The organism is Stenotrophomonas africana, from assembly GCF_013004645.1.
In the GTDB taxonomy this organism is placed as follows: Bacteria; Pseudomonadota; Gammaproteobacteria; order Xanthomonadales; family Xanthomonadaceae; genus Stenotrophomonas; species Stenotrophomonas africana.
Genome location: NZ_JABEME010000010.1, coordinates 130,801 through 146,524 on the forward strand (window position 1 = coordinate 130,801; position 15,724 = coordinate 146,524).

The 15,724-nt window shown below is 67.9% G+C and carries 13 protein-coding genes; 6 read left to right on the forward strand and 7 right to left on the reverse strand.

All coding sequences use genetic code 11. The features are described from left to right. Positions 1 to 112 precede the first annotated feature (112 nt). Positions 113 to 940: an inositol monophosphatase family protein gene (locus HLA98_RS16905; protein WP_049435104.1), complete on the forward strand. Its 828-nt coding sequence runs from the start codon at positions 113 to 115 to the stop codon at positions 938 to 940. A gap of 767 nt (positions 941 to 1,707) precedes the next feature. Here the strand turns inward: HLA98_RS16905 and htpX are convergent. Beyond that, a complete protein-coding gene (gene htpX / locus HLA98_RS16910; protein WP_057500174.1) occupies positions 1,708 to 2,574 on the reverse strand; it encodes a protease HtpX in 867 nt (288 codons plus the stop codon). Between the two features lie 93 nt (positions 2,575 to 2,667). On the opposite strand from htpX, the gene gluQRS reads away from it, so the two are divergent. The 3 genes from gluQRS to phaR all read left to right on the forward strand — a co-directional run bounded on the left by gluQRS (position 2,668) and on the right by phaR (position 5,084). Continuing rightward, on the forward strand, positions 2,668 to 3,603 hold the full coding sequence (gene gluQRS / locus HLA98_RS16915) for a tRNA glutamyl-Q(34) synthetase GluQRS (RefSeq protein WP_057500173.1): 936 nt from the start codon (positions 2,668 to 2,670) through the stop codon (positions 3,601 to 3,603). A gap of 17 nt (positions 3,604 to 3,620) precedes the next feature. Continuing rightward, positions 3,621 to 4,361, forward strand: coding sequence for an acetoacetyl-CoA reductase (gene phbB, locus HLA98_RS16920; protein WP_049447742.1), 741 nt, complete (start codon positions 3,621 to 3,623; stop codon positions 4,359 to 4,361). A gap of 183 nt (positions 4,362 to 4,544) precedes the next feature. Further along, positions 4,545 to 5,084, forward strand: coding sequence for a polyhydroxyalkanoate synthesis repressor PhaR (gene phaR, locus HLA98_RS16925; protein ID WP_049447744.1), 540 nt, complete (start codon positions 4,545 to 4,547; stop codon positions 5,082 to 5,084). A gap of 74 nt (positions 5,085 to 5,158) precedes the next feature. Here the strand turns inward: phaR and HLA98_RS16930 are convergent, their stop codons facing one another. The 6 genes from HLA98_RS16930 to HLA98_RS16955 form a co-directional block, all read right to left on the reverse strand. Further along, complete coding sequence (locus tag HLA98_RS16930) at positions 5,159 to 6,112, reverse strand: TraB/GumN family protein (RefSeq protein ID WP_057500172.1); 954 nt, start codon at positions 6,110 to 6,112, stop codon at positions 5,159 to 5,161. A 1-nt stretch (position 6,113) separates the two neighbouring features. Next, entirely contained in the window at positions 6,114 to 7,043 is a 930-nt protein-coding gene (locus HLA98_RS16935) for a DUF1684 domain-containing protein (RefSeq protein WP_057500171.1), read from the reverse strand. 11 nt (positions 7,044 to 7,054) lie between these two features. Next, the gene (gene mutL / locus HLA98_RS16940) at positions 7,055 to 8,962 is read right to left on the reverse strand and encodes a DNA mismatch repair endonuclease MutL (RefSeq protein ID WP_049447739.1); all 1,908 of its coding nucleotides are present in this window, start codon (positions 8,960 to 8,962) and stop codon (positions 7,055 to 7,057) included. Between the two features lie 139 nt (positions 8,963 to 9,101). Continuing rightward, on the reverse strand, positions 9,102 to 10,670 hold the full coding sequence (locus HLA98_RS16945; RefSeq protein WP_057500170.1) for an N-acetylmuramoyl-L-alanine amidase: 1,569 nt from the start codon (positions 10,668 to 10,670) through the stop codon (positions 9,102 to 9,104). A gap of 82 nt (positions 10,671 to 10,752) precedes the next feature. Beyond that, entirely contained in the window at positions 10,753 to 11,235 is a 483-nt protein-coding gene (gene tsaE / locus HLA98_RS16950) for a tRNA (adenosine(37)-N6)-threonylcarbamoyltransferase complex ATPase subunit type 1 TsaE (RefSeq protein ID WP_012511659.1), read from the reverse strand. After that, positions 11,232 to 12,716: a bifunctional ADP-dependent NAD(P)H-hydrate dehydratase/NAD(P)H-hydrate epimerase gene (locus HLA98_RS16955; protein ID WP_057500169.1), complete on the reverse strand. Its 1,485-nt coding sequence runs from the start codon at positions 12,714 to 12,716 to the stop codon at positions 11,232 to 11,234. The genes tsaE and HLA98_RS16955 overlap by 4 nt, the downstream gene beginning before the upstream one ends. A gap of 23 nt (positions 12,717 to 12,739) precedes the next feature. On the opposite strand from HLA98_RS16955, the gene queG reads away from it, so the two are divergent. Next, positions 12,740 to 13,810, forward strand: a complete 1,071-nt coding sequence (gene queG / locus HLA98_RS16960; protein WP_057500168.1) for a tRNA epoxyqueuosine(34) reductase QueG — start codon at positions 12,740 to 12,742, stop codon at positions 13,808 to 13,810. 44 nt (positions 13,811 to 13,854) lie between these two features. Further along, a complete protein-coding gene (gene xseA / locus HLA98_RS16965; RefSeq protein WP_057500167.1) occupies positions 13,855 to 15,186 on the forward strand; it encodes an exodeoxyribonuclease VII large subunit in 1,332 nt (443 codons plus the stop codon). Positions 15,187 to 15,724: the final 538 nt, after the last annotated feature.

Sequence of the window (15,724 nt, forward strand, 5' to 3'; positions counted from 1 at the left end):
AAAAGGTCGAGCTGGACGATGACCAATGGTAAACTGTGCGGCCGGCCACTGCGCCGGACCCGCTCTTTTCCCCCGCCAGTCCATCTCTTCTGCCTTTCCGGGAGCCCACGCCATGCAGAAACCCGCCGTAACCGTCATGGTCAAGGCCGCCCGCCTCGCCGGCAACGTCCTGTTGCGCAACATCAACAAGCTCGAGGCACTGAACGTGGTGCAGAAGGGCCGGATGGACTACGCAAGCGAAGTGGATGCGGACGCGGAAAAGGTCATCGTCAAGGAACTCAAGCGCGCCTACCCGGACTACGGCATCTTCGGTGAAGAAGGTGGCGTGCAGGGCGAGCGCCGCCAGATGTGGGTCATCGACCCGCTGGACGGCACCAGCAACTACCTGCGCGGCGTGCCGCACTACTGCGTGTCGATCGCGCTGGTCGAGAACGGCGAGCCGACCGATGCGGTCATCTTCGATCCGCTGCGCAATGAACTGTTCACCGCCAGCCGTGGCGCGGGTGCCGTGCTGAACGACCGCCGCATCCGCGTGGCCGACCGCAAGGACCTGGAAGGCACCATGATCCACACCGGCTTCGCGCCGCGCGAGCGCAGCCGCGCCAGCGCCCAGCTGAAGGCGGTGGACGCCCTGCTGGTGCACGGCGAGGACATCCGCCGCACCGGCTCGGCGGCACTGGACCTGGCCTACGTGGCCTGCGGCCGCGCCGACGCCTACTTCGAAGCCGGCGTGAAGGCCTGGGACATCGCTGCCGGCCTGCTGCTGGTCCGCGAGGCCGGCGGCAAGGTCTGCGACTTCAAGGGCGCGACCCTGGGCCGGATGGACAACCGCGGTCCGGACACCCATCAGATCGTGGCCGGCAACCTGAAGGTGGCCGAGTCGCTGCAGAAGGTGCTGGTGAACACCGGCTACGCGGCGGAGTTCGACGCGAAGTTCTGAGGTTCCGTGTAAAGCGGTTCATGGGGACGGCACCTGCGAGGGTGCCGTTTTCGTTTGTGCGCCGACGCATTGGCGCGCCAGGCGATGCCTGGGGATCATTTCCGCGACCGCAGAGGGGTGTCACTTTCTTTGCGCGTGCACCGCGCTGCAGGAGCAGCGTGGAACGGCGTAGCCGGCCCGTAGGGTGGTGCACATGGATGTGCGCCATCAAGAAAGTAACCAAAGAAACGCTCCGCCGGCCGCGAGCCGACGTGCTGCGCACGCCGGTGCCCTGCGCTCCTCGGCCCGTCGAGGGACGGCGCGGGAACTCGCTGCGCTCAGACACCCGCACCTCTTCGCCCTCGCCGGACCTGCGGTGCTCGGCTCGCTTGAAGGCGGACTGGAAGGTCAAGATCAAGAGCAACAGCATCCACGCATGGCGTGAATCTACGGGGTGCAGCTGTAGCATTTGACCTTGGGTCCGCCTTGAGCGAGCCGAGCATCGCAGGGGAATCAGGGGCGAAGAGGCGCCGATGTTTGAGCGAAGCGAGTTCGGCGCCGCCCCCTGATTGGCCGAGAAGCGCAGGGAACCGTCGCGTAGCGACGGCTCGCGCCCTGGCGGCGTGTTTCTTTGGTTACTTTCTTTGCACGAGCAAAGAAAGTGACACCCCTCCGCAGTCGCGGAAATGACTCTCGCCGAGTCGTACCCGGCGCCACCAATGCGTGCGCGCATACAAAAACGCCCGGCGCGGGGCCGGGCGTTCCTGCACTGCCGTGGAAGCGGAGGCTTACGCCACCGTCGACGCCCGCAGGGCGGCAATGCGCTCTTCCAGCGGCGGGTGGCTCATGAACAGCTTCTTCGCGGTCGAACCGGCAATACCGAAGGCTGCGATCTGGGTCGGCAGCGTGCTCTGGCCGTGGTTGAGCTGCAGGCGCTCCAGCGCAGCGATCATCTTCTGGCGGCCGGCCAGCGAGGCACCGCCAGCGTCGGCGCGGAACTCGCGGTGGCGCGAGAACCACATCGAGATCATGGTAGCGAACAGGCCGAACACCATCTCCAGCACGAACACGATGATGTAGTAGGCGAAGCCGCGGCCGCCGCCTTCGCGGTTGCCCGACAGCGCGCTGTCGATGATGCCGCCGACCACGCGGGCCAGCACGATCACGAAGGTGTTCAACACGCCCTGCAGCAGGGCCATGGTGATCATGTCACCGTTGGCGACGTGGGCGATCTCGTGGCCCAGCACCGCTTCGGCCTCGTCTTCGCTCATGTTGTGCAGCAGGCCGGTGGACACCGCGACCAGCGCGTTGTTGCGGTTGGCGCCGGTGGCGAAGGCATTGATGTCCGGGCCTTCGTACACGGCCACTTCGGGCATGCCGATGCCGGCCGCCTTGGCCTGGCGCTCGACGGTGGCCAGCAGCCAGCGCTCGGTCTGGTTGCGCGGCTCGGTGATCACCACCGCACCGGTGGAGCGCTTGGCCATCCACTTGGACAGCAGCAGCGAGATGAAGGAGCCACCGAAGCCGAAGATCGCGGCCATGACCAGCAGGCCGCTCATCTGGCTTGGATTGACCCCGAGCAACGACATCACGATGCTGGCGAGGATCAGGACCGCGAAGTTGGTCGCCAGGAACAGGGCAATGCGGGTAAACATGGGAAAATCCGGCTCGGAAGGGGTCGATACCGGTCAATTTGCGGTGTGGTCAGCTTGAATTCAAGCGCCAACCTGACCGACGATTCAGCCAGCATGACCTCCCCCATTCCCTGCGGTCGTTTCGCGCCCTCGCCGACCGGCCTGCTCCATCCCGGATCCCTGCTCGCCGCCTTCGGCAGCTGGCTGCTCGCACGCCATCACGGCGGCGTGTGGCGGCTGCGCATCGAAGACGTCGACCCACCGCGCACCGTGCCCGGTGCCGCCGAGTCACAACTGCAGGCACTGGCGGCGTTCGGCCTGGCCCACGACGGTCCGATCTTCTGGCAGAGCGCCCGCGGCGAGGCCTACCAGGCCGCGCTCGACGTGCTGCTGGCCAGCGACCAAGCCTTCGTCTGCCATTGCAGCCGCAGCGACCTGGCCGCCAGCGGCGGCATCCACCATCGCTGCGTCGCCCGGCAACCCCGACCGGATCCCGCCGTCCGTTTCCGCGTGCCGCCGGGCAGCCTCGTGCACTTCGACGATGGCCTGCGCGGCCCGCAGCAGCAGGACGTGCATGCCGAGGTCGGCGACTTCGTGCTGCGCCGCGCCGATGGCTGCTGGGCCTACCAGTTGGCGGTGGTGGTCGATGACGCCGCGCAGGGGGTGACCGAAGTGGTGCGCGGTGCCGACCTGCTCGACTCTACCGCGCGGCAGATCCTGCTGCAGCAGGCGTTGGGGCTGGCGGTGCCGCGCTACTGGCACCTGCCGCTGCTGCTCGATGCCCCGGGCCACAAGCTGTCCAAGTCGCTGTCAGCGCTGCCGGTGGATAGTTCGCGCCCGCTGCCCGTGCTACGCCAGCTCTGGCAGCTGCTCGGCCAGGCACCTGAAGCGCTGGAACCTGCGCACGACCTGGACACGCTGCTGGCCACCGCTCGGCAGGCATTCGACCCAGCGCGGCTGCCGCGTGGTGACATCCTGATTGGAGCAGGCCTGCCGCCAGCCGGCGCACTTTCCACGCCGATGTTGCAGAATCCCACTTCCCCCACCTGATACCCGGACAACACTCCATGACATCTCGCGTCGCACTGGTCACCGGCGGAACCGGCGGCATCGGTACCGCCATCTGCCAACGCCTGGCCGACCAGGGCCACCGGGTCGCCACCAACTACCGCGACGAGGCCAAGGCCCGCGCCTGGCAGCAGGCGATGACCGAACGCGGCTACAGCGTGTCGATCTTCCCGGGCGATGTCTCCGATCCGGGCAGCGCCGAAGCGCTGGTGCGCGCCGTCGAGGCCGAGCTGGGCCCGGTTGAGATCCTGGTCAACAACGCCGGCATCACCCGCGACACCACGTTCCATCGCATGCGCGCGGACCAGTGGCACGATGTGATCAACACCAACCTCAACTCGGTGTTCAACGTCACCCGCCCGGTCATCGAGGGCATGCGCCGCCGCGGCTGGGGCCGGGTCATCCAGATCAGCTCGATCAACGGCCTGAAGGGCCAGTACGGCCAGGCCAACTACGCGGCAGCCAAGGCCGGCATGCACGGCTTCACCATCTCGCTGGCCCGCGAGAACGCCGGCTTCGGCATCACCGTGAACACCATTTCGCCCGGCTACGTCGCCACCGACATGGTGATGGCGGTGCCGGAGGACGTACGCGCCAAGATCATCGCCGACATCCCCACCGGGCGCCTCGGCAAGCCGGAGGAAATCGCCTACGGCGTCTCGTTCCTGGTCGCCGACGAAGCCTCGTGGATCACCGGTAGCAACCTGGACATCAACGGCGGCCACCACATGGGTTGGTAAGCCGCGCAGCGGGCCCTCGCGGCGGCCGCCGCCGGACCCGGCCAAGCGTCATGCTGCGCAGCACGCAAACCCTTGTTGCGCAACATGATCGCCGCCGAAAGCCAAGCCTGGCGGGGGCTGAGGCGGTTGCAACGGCTGCTGCACTGCGCCATGCTGCGCGTCTACTGTGACGAGTACCGCTTCATGGCTGCGACCCGCATCATCAAGAAGTATCCGAACCGCCGTCTCTACGACACCGAGATCTCCAGCTACATCACCATCGAGGACGTGCGCCAACTGATCCTGGACGGTGAAGACTTCGAAGTCCGCGACGCCAAGAGCGGCGACGACCTCACGCGATCGGTCCTGCTGCAGATCATCGCCGACCAGGAACAGGACGGCGAACCGATGCTGTCCACCCAGCTGCTGAGCCAGCTGATCCGCTTCTACGGCGATTCCCTGCAGGGCTTCATGGGCAATTACCTGGAGCGCAGCATGCAGGTCTTCCTCGACCAGCAGCAGCAGTTCCGCCAGCAGATGGGCAACCTGCTGGGCCAGACCCCGTGGGCGATGATGAACCAGCTGACCGAGCGCAACCTGGAGCTGTGGCAGGAATTCCAGCGCAACATGGGCAGTGGCTTCGGCGGCCCGCGCCCGGGCGGCACCGGAACGGGAACCGGCGCAGGTACCGGCAACAAACCGAACGAACCGGGCACCGGCACCGGCGGCAAGACCCGCCGCTGAGCTGCGGCATCTGCTGAGACGAAAACGGCGCGCCCCTGGCGCGCCGTTCTGTTTGGCATCGCGCCAACGTCAGGTCAGCGTTTCGCCTTGCACCCCGTGCATACGCGTTCGACCTTGTAACCCTTCGCCTTCAGCTTCTCGACCACGCCATCGTTGCCCAGCAGGTGCAGCGTGCCGACCACCACCAGCGTGCCGCCCTGCCCGGCCTGCAGGTACGGCAGCAGCTTCGGCACCCAGGCGTCATTGCGGCCGGTATTGATGCGCTGGTAAAGCTGCGGATACTGCTGGCGCATTTCCGCCGCCATCCGGGTCCACAGCAGGCGCTCGTCACCCCGGCGCCATGCATCGTGCAGCTGGCGTGCCTGCTCGTCGGCCTTGCCGGCCTGGTCCAGCGCTTCGGCCAGCATCTGCCGCTGTTCCTGCAGCGTCATTCCGTCGAGCATGCCGATCTGGGTGTCGATGTCTTCAAGTCCCGCGGTCTTGCGGCCGGTCTTCTGCGCACGCTCCATGAAGTGGCGGTCCAGGCCCAGTGCCGGGTCCAGGCCCAGCTTCTGCATCTGCCCGACCGAAATGCTCAGGCCGACAAACCACGGCTTCATGCCCTGCATCTGCGCCAGCGGCAGCTTGTTCTCGGCAGCGAACACCTGCAGCTTCTGCCAGGTCGCAGCATCCAGATCACGCTTGAGCTCGCTGCCATCGCTGCGGACCGCTGCCTGCACCATGCGGCTGGCCAGCTGCGGCGACTGCATGTCTTCCGGCGACAGTTCGAACACGACCCGCTGCGAGGCCGCGAACGCCTGTTCGACATCGGGCGACAACGGGTAGTCCTGCGGCTTCAGCAGGTGGAAGGAACCGAGCAGGTAGAGGCGCGAGTCGCCCGGGCCGGTGACTTTCCACAGCAACGGTACCGGCGGCTTGGCCGCCGCTGCGCCAGCGGTGTCGGCTTGCACGGTACGCGCTGCAACCAGCGGTGCCAGCGCACAGGCCGCCAACAGAACGGCGGCACGCAACAGGGTTCTGATCGGCATTTCAGCCTTCTCCTTCAGGCAGGTGGTAAGCCTTCTCGCCCGCTTCCACGCGCAGGTCCAGCCGGTTTTCCGGCGGCGCCAACGGGCAGGTCGCGTAGGCAGTGAACGCACAGGGCGGGTTGTAGGCATGGTTGAAATCGATGCGCACCGTGCCATCGGCTGCCGGCGCGTCGGTGTCCAGGTAACGCCCGGCCGGATAGCTGCCGCGGCCACTGGTGCGATCGGCAAAGATCAGGAACAGCGGCTGCCCCGGCGCACCGATCGCCTCCAGCCGCCAGCTGCGGCCATCGCGCTGGAACTCGACCGCGCCTGCGTTCGGCATTTCGGTGGTCAGGCCGGTGATGTCGACGATGGGCAGGGTCTTGCCCGCCGGATGCGGGATGAAACGTGCCTGCACCTGCCAGTCCGGGCCACCCGGCCAGTATTCCAGGTCGGCGAAATCACGGCGTGCTGGCGCGTCGGCGTGCTTGACCCGCAGCGCATCGCGCGGGCCGCGGCGGATGATGCTGAGCTGCCCCTTGCCACCATCAAAGGCCAGCAGCGTCGGCTGCGGATCCTTGTCGGTGTCGACACGGATGCGGCCGCGTACCGGCTGCCCGTCATGACTGACGTCAACGCCGGTCTCCGGTGTGAACCACCATTGGCTGCCTTCGCGGCGCAGCAGGCCCAGCTTGTCCGGTCCAACCGCCAGGCGGATCCCGTTGGTCGCGCCGCTGCCGACGAAGTGCGATTTGTTCTGCAGCCAGTGCAGGCCGACCAACGCTGTCCAACCATCCGGCCGGGTCAGGTCCTGGTAGCGCGCTACCCGCCACTGCTGCTGCGTGGCCGCATAGGCCGGATCTTCAGCAACCGTCGGCGCCGGCGGTGTCGCCGGACTGCAGGCGGCCAACACCAAAGCGGCCAGCAGGCCGCCCATTCCCCGATAACGCATCGATGCTCCCCTCAACGTCCGCGCAGGAACCAGCGGTCGATCTCCGCCAGCGAAAAACGGGCCCAGGTCGGCCGGCCGTGGTTGCACTGGCCCGACCGCTCGGTGATTTCCATGTCGCGCAGCAGTGCGTTCATTTCCGGCACGGTCAGCCGTCGGTTGGCGCGCACCGCGCCGTGGCAGGCCATGGTCGACAGCAGCTCATCGCGCGCACTCGCCACACGCCGGCTCTGGCCGTGTTCGCGCAGGTCGGTCAGCACGTCGCGCAGCAAGCCTTCCGGTTCGGCGTGTGCCAGCAGCGCTGGAATGCTGCGCACGTGCAGCGCACCGGGGCCGGCACGGGTCACTTCGAAGCCGAGTGCGGCCAGCGTTTCTGCTTCGCTTTCGGCGGTATCCGCTTCGCGCTCGCCCACCGCGAGCGTGATCGGCACCAGCAATGGCTGCGACTGCAGGCCGATGCCATCGTGCGCGTTCTTCAGCCGCTCGTAGCCGATGCGCTCGTGCGCCGCATGCATGTCGACCACGATCAGGCCTTCGGCGTTCTCGGCCAGGATGTAGATGCCATGCAGCTGCGCGATCGCGTAGCCCAGCGGCGGCACGCCAGCGTCAGCACTGGTCACCGGCAGTCCGTTCTCGGTCGGCATCGGCGGCAGGGCAGCACCGCGTTCGGCACCGGCCGGCGCGGCATACAGCGCGGCATAGGCAGCCGGTGCATCGGCCACCTGCAATCCCAGCGGTTGCTGCGGGCGCCAGCCCGAGAATCCACCACCGCCACCACTCGATCCGGCACCCGGTGCGGCACCGCGTACCAGACCGAAACCGGAGGCGCCCGCACTGGAGACCATCGGTGCCGAACCTGCATCCGCCGGATGCGCAGAGCCGGCACCGATGTCCTGCGCCGACACGCCGGCACGGGTATCGGCCAGCGCATCCTTCAACGTGCGATAGACGAAATCATGGACCAGCCGCGAATCGCGGAAGCGCACCTCATGCTTGGCAGGGTGCACGTTGACGTCGACGCGGGTCGGATCCAGTTCCAGGAACAGCACGTAGGCCGGCTGGCGGCCGTGGTACAGCACATCGCCGTACGCCATCTTCACCGCATGGGCGACACTGCGGTCGCGCACCGAACGGCCGTTGACGTACAGGTACTGCTGGTCGGCGCTGGCGCGCGAATAATGCGGCTGCGCGATCCAGCCGTGCAGGCGCAGGCCGGCACCGCTGTGGTCGACGCGCACGGCCTGGTTGGCGAAATCCTCGCCCAGCGTTTCGGCCAATCGCGCATCGGAATACAGATCACCCGGCTTGTAGCGGCGCGAGGCCTTGCCGTTGTGCGACACGCGCAGTTCGACATCCGGCCGCGCCAGCGCCAGCGAACGCAGCCATTCTTCGATATGGCCCAGCTCGGTGCGCTCGGCGCGCAGGAACTTGCGCCGCGCCGGTACGTTGTAGAACAGCTCGCGCACTTCCACCGTGGTGCCCGGCGCATGCGCGCGCGGCGTCACCTCGCCGATCTTGCCGCCTTCGATCTGCAGCGCCGAACCGTGTTCGTCATGTGCGCGACGCGAGGACAGGGTGAAACGGCTGACCGAAGCGATCGACGGCAATGCTTCGCCACGGAAACCGAGCGTGGCCACCGATTCAAGATCGTCCAGATCGGCGATCTTGCTGGTGGCGTGGCGCGATACCGCCAGCGGCAGCTGTTCCGGCGCGATGCCACTGCCGTTGTCGCGGATGCGGATCAGGCGTACACCGCCCTCTTCAAGATCGATATCAACGCGACTGGCGCCGGCATCGATTGCGTTCTCGACCAGCTCCTTGACCACCGACGCAGGACGTTCGACCACTTCGCCGGCGGCGATCTGGTTGATCAGGATCTCCGGCAACGGCCGGATCGGGCGCGGATGGGTAGCAGACGTCATGCGGGGATGATAACGGAGGCTGCGCATGTAGAGTCGACTGTCAGTCGACTGCTCTTCGCCGGGCACCGAAACCCCCACACTGCGCGCGCAGTCGACTGACGGTCGACTCTACAGAAAGCAGTAACCCGCCTTCGGCGGGTTACTTGCTGCCGCCGGCCATGGTGCCGGCTGCGTCGATCTCGGCCTGGGCGCGGGCGGCATACAGCGTCCCCGGCGGCGGCTGGCGGCTGAAGAAGGTATGTACACCGTCCAGCACCGCACCGGCGATCTTGCGCTGGTAGGCCGGGTCGATCAGGCGGCGTTCTTCATCCGGGTTGGAGATGAACGCGGTTTCCACCAGCATCGCCGGCATGTCCGAGGTGCGCAGAACCGCGAAGTTGGCGCGCTCGATGTTCGGCTTGTGGTTGTTACCGATCCGCTTCAGGCCGCCCAGCACGTGGCCGGCCGCGTCTTCGGATGCCTTCATGTAGCCGCTCTGGGCCAGGTCCAGCAACACGTTGGCGAGCGTGCCTTCGGTCTGCTGAAGGCGCACGCCACCGACCAGGTCGGCCGCGTTTTCCTTGTCCGCCAGCCAGCGGGCGCGCTGCGAAGAAGCACCCTTGGTCGACAGCACGTACACCGACGAACCGGTGGCAGAACGGTTTTCGGCCGCGTCGGCATGGATCGAAATGAAGATGTCGGCCTTGTTCGCACGCGCCTTCTGCGCGCGCATCGGCAGCGGGATGAACACGTCGCTGTCGCGGGTCAGGTAGGCCTTCAGGCCCGGCGTCGCATTGACCTGGCGGGCCAGTTCACGCGCCACGGCCAGAGTCACATCCTTTTCGCGCTTGCCGGTCGGGCCGATCGCACCCGGATCCTGGCCGCCATGGCCCGGATCGATGGCCACCACCAGATGGCGCATGCCGGCCTGCATGCGGATGCGCGACGCATCGCTGGGCATGGCCGGGCGCGGCGGTTCCACCGGCGTCGGTGCCGGTGCGGGCACCGTGGCCGGTGGCGTGGTCACCACCGCTGCGGTGCGCTGCCCAGCAAGGATCGCGGCCGGCGAGGAAGAAGGCGAACTGCTGGCCACGGTACCGGCCGCCGCGACCTGGGCCGGTGCGGTGGACGGCGCCGGGGTGGGCGTGGCCGGCGCGGCGGCAGTGGCACTGGCCTGCTGGCGCACCTGGGCAGTCAGCAGCGCGGTCGCACGCGCCGCATCGGAACGTGACTGCGCGCTCTCCGCCGGCGTCGGCGCCGGTGTGGGCGTGTTGACCTGTGCCTGCGGCTGCACCGCCGGCGCCACTGCGGGACGGCTGGCGGCCACGGCCGGGCCGTCGCCCGGCCATTCGATCACCAGCTTGGATTCATTGCCCTCGCGTTGCATCTGCGGGCGGAACGGCGCCACCGATTCAGCGAGGTCGAAAACGACACGGAAGGTGCCTGGCACCGGCTGTCCAGTACGCACCGCCGTGACCACGCCCTGTGCAGCCGGCATCTTCAGGTTGCGTATGGCGCTGGAGTCCGGGAAGTCGACTACCAGACGGTTCGGACCGGCCAGAGAAAGCGTCTTGTAGCCGCCACTGCCGACCAGCGAGATCTCGGCACGGGTGCCGGTGGCGCCGGTATTCAGCAGGACCTGGCGGACTTCACCGGCCCACGCACTGACGCTCGCCAGACCCAGTCCGACGGCGGCACAGATAGCGATGAGACGGTTCCCCGGGCGCATGGCTCAGGATTCAATCACCGCGCTGAACGGAATGCAACACCTTTTTCCTTAATAATCCGTAACCTGCCGGTCTTTGTTCTCGTCAGCCGACAGAAATGGCCTGCAAGTCGCCCCCTTGGGGAAGCCGTTTCAGCCATTCATGTCCGACGTCGCTGGCTCCAGTGAGACGGACGCGACGCCCCTGCCCCTCGATCTCCAGCGCCACCACCAGGTCGGTCGGCGGCAGCGCGCCCGCGCCGCGTTCCGGCCATTCCACCAGCCACAGCACCGCGCTGCCCTCGTCCAGGCCCAGGAAATCGAGTTCACCGGCCTGGCCGATCCGGTACAGGTCCAGGTGCCAGGCCTCGCCACCGCTGGCCAGCGGATAGCGCTCGACCAGGGTGTAGGTCGGGCTGCGGATCGCGCCCTGCACGCCCAGTGCGCGCAGCAGTGCGCGTGCGGTCGTGGATTTGCCGGCGCCCAGGTCGCCGCGCAGTTCGACCAGCGCCTGCGGCGGCCGGGTGGCCGCCAGCCATTGCCCGAGCAGTTCGGTGGCATCGCTGTCGGCAAGGAAGAAATCGATCATCGGGAGAGTTCCGGGTTGGCCAGTCGCCGCAACGGCGACAGCAGATCAGTAGGAAGCAGGCCGCGCGCGCCGTCGGCGGCAGCGACATCGCCCGCGAGCGCATGCAGCAGCGCACCGGTTGCAGCAGCGTCGAAGGCTGCCAGGCCCTGCGCGCGCAGGCTGGCGATGATGCCGGTGAGCAGGTCCCCCATGCCACCCACGGCCATGCCGGGGTTGCCTGCGGCAATCAGCCGTGGCCGTTGCCCGGGCCCTGCGACGATGCTGCCGGCGCCCTTCAGCACCACCACGGCGTGGAAACGCTCGGCCAGTGCCTGCGCGCAGGCATAGCGGTCGGCCTGGATGTCAGCGGTGCTGCAGCCGAGCAGGCGCGCGGCCTCGCCCGGATGCGGCGTGAGGATGGCGTCAGGCAGCGCGCGCGGATCCTGCGCCAGCAGGTTCAGGGCATCGGCATCGACCACCAGTGGCCTGGCGCAGGCCAGCACCCGCGCAAACAGTGCGCGCGCCCATTCGTCCTGGCCCAGACCGGGGCCGATCGCCACCACCCTGGCCTTGTCCAGCAGCGCTGGCAGCACATCGCCGTCTTCCAGCGCGTGGGTCATCGCCTCCGGCAGGCGCGCCAGCAACGGGCCGACATGATCGCGGCGGGTGCCCAGGCTCAACAATCCCGCGCCCGCACGCAACGCGGCCTCGGCGGCCATTGCGATGGCGCCGCCGCTGCCATGGTTGCCGCCGACGCACAGCACGTACCCGGATTCGCCCTTGTGAGTGTTGGCGCGACGTGGCGGCAGCAGTGCCGGCAAGCGAGCCTGGGTCCAGTGCTCTGCGGCGGGTGACACGCCCTGCCATGCGGCCGCAGGCAGCTGCAGCGGTGCCAGGACTTTCTGCCCGCAATGATCCAGCGCATCGCCGGTATACAGCCCACGATGCGGCACGATGAACTGCAGGGTCAAAGCGGCCTTCACGGCCACGCCCGGTACGGCACCGCGGTCGGCATCGACGCCACTGGGCACGTCCAACGCCAATACCGGTGCCGCCTGCGCGTTGAGCGCGACGATCAGCGCCTGCGCCACGCCTTCCGGCGCGCGATCGAAGCCCAGACCGAACAGGGCATCGACCCAGATGTCGGCCTCGGGCAGCATGCCGTCGAAATCGGTGATGGTGCCGCCACCGGACTTGAATTCAGATGCTGCATGCCGTGCCAGCACGGTTGACGGCGACTTCCCCGGCAAGGCGATCACTGTCACCTCGCGCCCGGCCTGCAGCGCGTGACGGGCCAGCACATGGCCATCGCCGCCGTTGTTGCCCGCACCGACCACCACGCCGATCCGCCGCGCCTGCGGCCAATGCTGCAGCAGGCACTGCCAGGCGGCCTGACCGGCCTGCGCCATCAGGCCCCAACCGCCCTCGGCGGCCAGCGCTGAGGCCTGCGCATCAAGCGCACGCGCGGCAGCGGAATCGAACAGATCGGCAAGGTTGGCCATGCAGGGATTTTATACTGGTGCGCATGTCCCCCGTCCCCACCCCTGTCGATCCGGCCCAGGCCGTGCAGCGCATCCGCGAACTGGCCCGTGCGCATGGCTTCCAGCGCTGTGGCATCGCCGGCATCGAGCTGGGCGAGGATGAAGCGCACCTGGCCGACTGGCTGGGCCAGGGCCTGTACGGCACGATGGATTGGATGGCGCGCCATGGCACCCTGCGCGCGCGCCCGGCCGAGCTGCTGCCCGGCACCGTACGGGTGATCTCGGTGGGCATGGACTACAGCCACAAGGACGACACCGAGGCCTGGGCAACCCTGGCCGACCCGGGCCGCGCCTACGTGGCCCGTTACGCATTGGGCCGCGACTACCACAAGCTGATGCGCAACCGCCTGCAGAAGCTGGCCACGCAGATCAACGATGAAGTGGCACCGCTGGGCTACCGCGTATTCGTCGATTCGGCGCCGGTGCTCGAACGCGCACTGGCCCGCAATGCGGGGCTCGGCTGGATCGGCAAGCACACCTGCCTGATCGACCGCCACGGCGGCTCCTGGTTCTTCATCGGCGAGATCTACATCGATGTCCCGCTGCCGATCGATACGCCGGCCACGGCACACTGCGGTACCTGCACGCGCTGCATCGATGTCTGCCCGACCCAGGCCATCACCGGCCCGCAGCGGCTGGATGCGCGACGCTGTATCTCCTACCTGACCATCGAGCACGACGGTGCCATTCCCGAAGACATGCGGCCGTTGATCGGCAACCGCATCTACGGCTGCGACGACTGCCAGCTGGTCTGCCCCTGGAACAAGTTCGCCAAGCGTACCGACGAAGCCGATTTCCGCGCGCGCAACAACCTCGATACCGCGCGGCTGGACCAGCTGTTCGCCTGGGATGAAGCCGAGTTCCTGCGCCGTACCGAAGGCAGCCCGATCCGCCGCAGTGGCCATGAGCGCTGGCTGCGCAACATCGCCGTGGCACTGGGCAATGCACCGACCTCGGCCGAAGCGTTGGCCGCGTTGCAGACCCGCGTCGATGATCCCTCGCCGCTGGTGCGTGAACACGTGCAGTGGGCGCTGGGCCAGCATACGGTGCGCTGACGTGCGATCCTGAGCCCCCGTTCCACCCGCAGCACGCCGTTCCCATGCAGCCACGCAACAACGACATCTTCACCCCCAGCCAGCTCAATACCCTGGCCCGCGACCTGCTGGAAGGCAGCTTCCCGGCGATCTGGGTCGAGGCCGAGCTGGGCAGCGTGGCGCGCCCTTCTTCAGGACACCTGTATTTCACCCTGAAGGACGCACGTGCGCAGCTGCGCGCGGCGATGTTCCGGATGAAGGCGCAGTACCTGAAGTTCGTGCCGCGCGAAGGCATGCGCGTGCTGGTGCGCGGCAAGGTGACCCTGTACGACGCCCGTGGCGAGTACCAGATGGTGCTGGACCACATGGAAGAAGCGGGCGAAGGCGCGCTGCGCCGAGCATTTGAAGAGCTGAAGGCACGGCTGGAGGCCGAAGGCCTGTTCGACCCGGCACGCAAGCGACCGATGCCGGCGCACGTGCAGCGCCTGGCAGTGATCACCTCGCCCACCGGCGCCGCCGTGCGTGACGTGCTGAGCGTGCTGGCCCGCCGCTTCCCGCTGCTGGAAGTGGACCTGCTGCCGACCCTGGTACAGGGCAGCAGCGCCGCCGCGCAGATCACCCGCCTGCTGCAGGCCGCCGATGCCAGTGGCCGCTATGACGTGATCCTGCTGACCCGCGGTGGCGGTTCGCTGGAAGACCTGTGGGCGTTCAACGATGAAGCGCTGGCCCGCGCGATCGCCGCCAGTCACACCCCGGTGGTGTCGGCGGTGGGCCATGAAACCGACTTCAGCCTCAGCGATTTTGCCGCCGACCTGCGTGCACCGACGCCGTCGGTGGCCGCCGAGCTGCTGGTGCCGGACCAGCGCGAACTGGCCCTGCGCCTGCGCCGCACGGCCGCACGCATGGTGCAGCTGCAGCGGCACACGATGCAGCAGGCGATGCAGCGTGCCGACCGTGCACTGCTGCGTCTGAACGCGCAGAGCCCACAGGCGCGGCTGGATCTGCTGCGTCGCCGCCAGCTGGACCTGGGCCGGCGCCTGCATGCGGCGTTCAACCAGCAGCAGGAACGCCGTGCCGCGCGCCTGCGCCATGCCGCGGCGGTGTTGCGCGGGCACCATCCGCAGCGCCAGCTGGACACGATGCAGCGCCGCCTGGCTGCCCTGCGCGGGCGCCCGCAGATTGCGATGCAGCGTCTGCTGGAGCGCGATGCACTGCGCCTGCGCGGGCTGGCGCGTTCACTGGAAGCGGTCAGCCCGCTGGCGACCGTGGCCCGTGGCTACAGCATCCTCACCCGCAGCGACGATGGCACGCTGGTACGCCAGATCGATCAGGTACAGCCGGGTGACGCACTGCAGGCCCGCGTCGGCGACGGCGTGATCGACGTGCAGGTCAAGTAGAGGGGTGTTCGGCAGGGCTGCGCCCCGCACCTGCAGAGGCTTCAAGCAACGGCCGAAGCAACAGCCAAAGCGGCTCTGGATTGCTGATGGTTTGGCGGGGCGGTGTGGCTGTGCAGGACACGCCGTAAATCCCGCTCCGCGGTCCGGCCCAGCCGCTGGCGGCTGTGCGTTCGGGCGCTTGCGAAGCAGTGCTTCGCAAACGAAGCGCCCTCACCCCTGGGGGCTCGATGGCGCCATCCATGGCACCAACGGTCCTGCACAGCCACACCGCCCCACCCTCGACAGTTTCCCGATGACGGTCGGTAGATCCACGCCATGCGTGGATGAATCTCTGTCAGATATCGAATCAATTCGGGGTCAGATCCGTTTTCCGTAGGAAAACGGATCTGACCCCACGCCATTCCGACAGATCGCGAGAATCTGTCGAAGGCGGGGTGGGTCCGGTTGCGGGGGACGCTGCAAGTACGTCCATGTAAGCTCGGTCGCCGCATCCATGCGGCTCACGCCCCCGCAACCGGACCCACCCCGCCTTCGACAG

Bases quoted from the DNA above. Each gene is read 5' to 3' on its own strand.
- HLA98_RS16955 (WP_057500169.1), bottom strand. From the start codon at position 12,716: ATGGCCAACCTTGCCGATCTGTTCGATTCCGCTGCCGCGCGTGCGCTT.
- xseA (WP_057500167.1), top strand. From the start codon at position 13,855: ATGCAGCCACGCAACAACGACATCTTCACCCCCAGCCAGCTCAATACC.
- queG (WP_057500168.1), top strand. From the start codon at position 12,740: ATGTCCCCCGTCCCCACCCCTGTCGATCCGGCCCAGGCCGTGCAGCGC.
- HLA98_RS16905 (WP_049435104.1), top strand. From the start codon at position 113: ATGCAGAAACCCGCCGTAACCGTCATGGTCAAGGCCGCCCGCCTCGCC.
- tsaE (WP_012511659.1), bottom strand. From the start codon at position 11,235: ATGATCGATTTCTTCCTTGCCGACAGCGATGCCACCGAACTGCTCGGG.
- gluQRS (WP_057500173.1), top strand. From the start codon at position 2,668: ATGACCTCCCCCATTCCCTGCGGTCGTTTCGCGCCCTCGCCGACCGGC.
- phbB (WP_049447742.1), top strand. From the start codon at position 3,621: ATGACATCTCGCGTCGCACTGGTCACCGGCGGAACCGGCGGCATCGGT.
- HLA98_RS16945 (WP_057500170.1), bottom strand. From the start codon at position 10,670: ATGCGCCCGGGGAACCGTCTCATCGCTATCTGTGCCGCCGTCGGACTG.
- HLA98_RS16935 (WP_057500171.1), bottom strand. From the start codon at position 7,043: ATGCGTTATCGGGGAATGGGCGGCCTGCTGGCCGCTTTGGTGTTGGCC.
- htpX (WP_057500174.1), bottom strand. From the start codon at position 2,574: ATGTTTACCCGCATTGCCCTGTTCCTGGCGACCAACTTCGCGGTCCTG.
- phaR (WP_049447744.1), top strand. From the start codon at position 4,545: ATGGCTGCGACCCGCATCATCAAGAAGTATCCGAACCGCCGTCTCTAC.
- HLA98_RS16930 (WP_057500172.1), bottom strand. From the start codon at position 6,112: ATGCCGATCAGAACCCTGTTGCGTGCCGCCGTTCTGTTGGCGGCCTGT.
- mutL (WP_049447739.1), bottom strand. From the start codon at position 8,962: ATGACGTCTGCTACCCATCCGCGCCCGATCCGGCCGTTGCCGGAGATC.